Origin of the sequence: Roseimarinus sediminis (assembly GCF_050433125.1) — a bacterium.
In the GTDB taxonomy this organism is placed as follows: Bacteria; Bacteroidota; Bacteroidia; order Bacteroidales; family Prolixibacteraceae; genus Roseimarinus; species Roseimarinus sediminis.
On record NZ_JBNPXV010000044.1, the window covers coordinates 1 to 1,617 of the forward strand.

The following is a 1,617-nucleotide window of genomic DNA, read 5'->3' on the forward strand; positions in this document are numbered from 1 at the left end:
AAGGTGCAGTGCAGCTAGCGTATCAGCGTATATACTACCCGATGCGTGAGATGACCTTCTTCTCGTTAAGTGATTTGAACCGGGAAATCAGACTTCTTTTAGATCATTACAACGATTTGCTTTTCCAAAGAAAAGAAGCCAGTAGAAAAGAACTCTTTCAATCAATCGAACGCAATTATTTGAAGCCACTTCCAGATACGCCCTACCAGATAAAAGACTACCGAAGAGCGAAAGTCCAGAAGATAGGATATGTTTACTTCTCGCCAGACAAAAGCTATTACAGTGTACCTTATCGCTACATTGGAAAGACCACCCAAATACATTTTACCAAATCAATGGTTGAAGTTTATTATAACTACCAGCGTATAGCTTTACACCAGAGAAATCCCTCAAAAGGCATTTACATTACCAACAAAGATCATCTGAGTAGTCAGCACAAAGCTTATACCGATTGGAGCCCTGATTATTTTAAGAGAAAAGCTGCTGCACATGGCAATCATGTTCTGGAATGTGTTGAAGGCGTCCTTGGTATGGGAGATTACCCCGAAACTCAATACAAGCGGTCTATGGGGATCATACAGCTTCACAGGCAATATGGTTCCCAGCGGCTTGACAATGCTTGCAAGATAGCTGTCGAAGCAGAAATTTACTCGTATAAACGGATTGAAAATATATTGAAAAACGGTCTTGATAAAGAGCCGGCTGACCTTCAGCTGACCGGACTTTTTGAATCACACATACCGTCACATAAAAACATAAGGGGAGCAAACTCTTATAAATAATTAAAATCCAATATTATGAACAACAATCAGACAGTTGAGAGATTAAAATCGATGCGTTTATCTGCTATGGCAGAAATGCACCTTCAACACGTAAAAAACAACCAGTTCAACCAGGTAACACCAGATGAATATCTTTCGTTGTTAGCTGATTATGAATGGGAAGACCGACAGAACAGAAAGATCGAACGGTTGATCAAGGCAGCCGGGTTTCGTCAAAAGGCCAGTGTTGCTGATATTGATTATCAACCAAACAGAAACTTGGACAAGAACATGTTCAATCGCTTGAGTACCTTAGATTTTATAAAGAAAAACGAAAACATAATCTTAACCGGGGCCTCGGGTGTAGGTAAAAGCTATCTTGCTCAGTCATTAGGCAATCAGGCATGTTTGATGGGGCTAAAAGTCTTATATACCAACACATCCAGGCTATTCTCGAAACTCAAATTATCAAAAGTAGATGGAACCTATTTAAAAGAGCTAAAGAAACTAACGAAAACAGATTTATTGATCCTTGATGATTTTGGACTGCAAGCTTTTGATACTCACGCACGGGAAGCTCTGATGGATATCATTGACGAGCGTTTCAATCAATCTTCAACAATAGTTTCTTCACAAATACCGGTATCGGTTTGGTATGATATTATTGGAGAAGGAACAATTGCTGATGCAATTTTGGATCGTTTAGTGAACTCTTCACATCGAATCGATCTAAAAGGCGAATCATTAAGAAAGGGAATTTTGAATCAAGAATAAATGAATTTTTGTACTATTGTATGATCTTTTTAAGTGGCACAATTTGACCGAACAGGCTGGCATGGTCACTCCGAAATAACCA

2 protein-coding genes are annotated in these 1,617 nt (G+C 39.0%); both read left to right on the forward strand.

What is annotated here, in order from left to right; genetic code table 11:
- Positions 1-782 (forward strand): Mu transposase domain-containing protein (locus FHS86_RS19110; protein ID WP_429417665.1); only part of this gene is annotated, 782 nt, incomplete at its 5' end.
- A 15-nt stretch (positions 783-797) separates the two neighbouring features.
- Positions 798-1,535 (forward strand): IS21-like element helper ATPase IstB, encoded by a 738-nt coding sequence (gene istB, locus FHS86_RS19115; protein ID WP_429417668.1) that lies wholly within the window; start codon positions 798-800, stop codon positions 1,533-1,535.
- The last annotated feature ends 82 nt before the right edge of the window (positions 1,536-1,617 follow it).